Origin of the sequence: Olsenella sp. SW781 (genome assembly GCF_012027725.1) — a bacterium.
GTDB lineage: Bacteria > Actinomycetota > Coriobacteriia > Coriobacteriales > Atopobiaceae > Thermophilibacter.
The window spans coordinates 1-1,339 of sequence record NZ_SJOU01000034.1 but is presented as its reverse complement, the minus strand read 5'-3'; the positions used below and the strand labels follow the sequence as shown (position 1 = coordinate 1,339).

Below are 1,339 nucleotides of genomic sequence, written 5' to 3'. Positions count from 1 at the left end.
GGTAACGTACAATTTCTTGCGCACTTTGACAGCAGCATAGCGTCCAGATAGGAAGGAGGGCACGGCCCGCCCCGGTATGATTCGAGTTGCCTAGACAAGAAACATGCTGGAGGAGGGGCCATGCCCGAGCCCATTGTATCTTTGAACGAGGAGACCCTGAGGGACGATCTCAGGGAGCTGGTGAGGAAGACCGTCGAGGAGCTGCTCAACGGCCTGCTCGAGGAGGAGGCCGGCGACCTCGTGGGCGCCGAGCGCTACGAGAGGACCGCGGAGAGGGAGGCCTACCGGGCCGGGCACTACGACCGGAAGCTCGCCACCACCTCCGGCGAGGTCACGCTCAGGATGCCCAAGCTCAAGGGAGTTCGGTTCACCACCGCTATCATCGAGCGCTACCGCAGGCGCGAGACCTCGGTCGAGGAGGCCATGATCGAGATGTACCTGGCGGGCGTCTCCACCAGGCGCATCGAGGACGTCTCCGAGGCCCTCTGGGGGTCAAGCGTGTCCGCGTCGACGGTCTCCAACCTCAACGAGAAGGCGTTCAAGGCGGTCGAGCGATGGCGCAACCGCCCGCTCGAGCGCGCCTACCCCTACGTCTACGTGGACGGCATCTACCTCAGGCGGAGCTGGGGCGGCAGCTACGAGAACGTGGCGGTGATGGTCGCCATAGGCGTCAACGACGACGGCTACCGCGAGGTGATCGGCGCCGCCGAGGGCTTCACGGAGTCCTCGGAGTGCTGGCGGGAGTTCCTGTCGTGGCTCAGGTCCCGCGGCCTGCGCGGCGTGCGGATGTTCACCGGCGACAAGGCCGCCGGCATGGTCGGCTCAATCGCCGAGGTGTTCCCGGGGGCCGCCTACCAGCGGTGCACCGTGCACTTCTACAGAAACGTGCTGGCCAGGGTCCCGAGGTCCAAGAGGCCGAGGGTCGCCGCCATGCTCAAGGCGATCCACGCGATGGAGTCGAGAGAGGCGGCCGAGGCCAAGGCCCTCGCCGTCGCCGGGGAGCTGGAGTCGCTCAGGCTCAAGGAGGCCGCCAAGGTGGTCAGGGAGGGCTTCGCCGAGACGCTGACCTACACCAGGTTCCCCCGCGAGCACTGGCGGAGGATCCGCACGAACAACGCCATCGAGCGCCTCAACCGCGAGATCCGCCGCCGCACCCGCGTGGTGGGCACCTTCCCGGATGGGAGGAGCGCCCTCATGCTCGTGACCGCGAGGCTCAAGTACGTCGCCGAGAGCGAGTGGGGCTCTCGTCGCTACCTGGACGTGACTCTGCTGGAGGGGTAGCCGCACCGGACGGCGGGCCTATAGGGCTGTCTGAAAGTGCGCAAGAATCTTGACGGTA

General features: G+C 66.6%; 1 protein-coding gene. It reads left to right on the top strand.

Annotation, left to right across the window (positions count from 1 at the left end; genetic code table 11):
- Positions 1-120 precede the first annotated feature (120 nt).
- The gene (locus E0L17_RS10860) at positions 121-1,281 is read left to right on the top strand and encodes an IS256 family transposase (protein ID WP_167931236.1); all 1,161 of its coding nucleotides are present in this window, start codon (positions 121-123) and stop codon (positions 1,279-1,281) included.
- Positions 1,282-1,339: the final 58 nt, after the last annotated feature.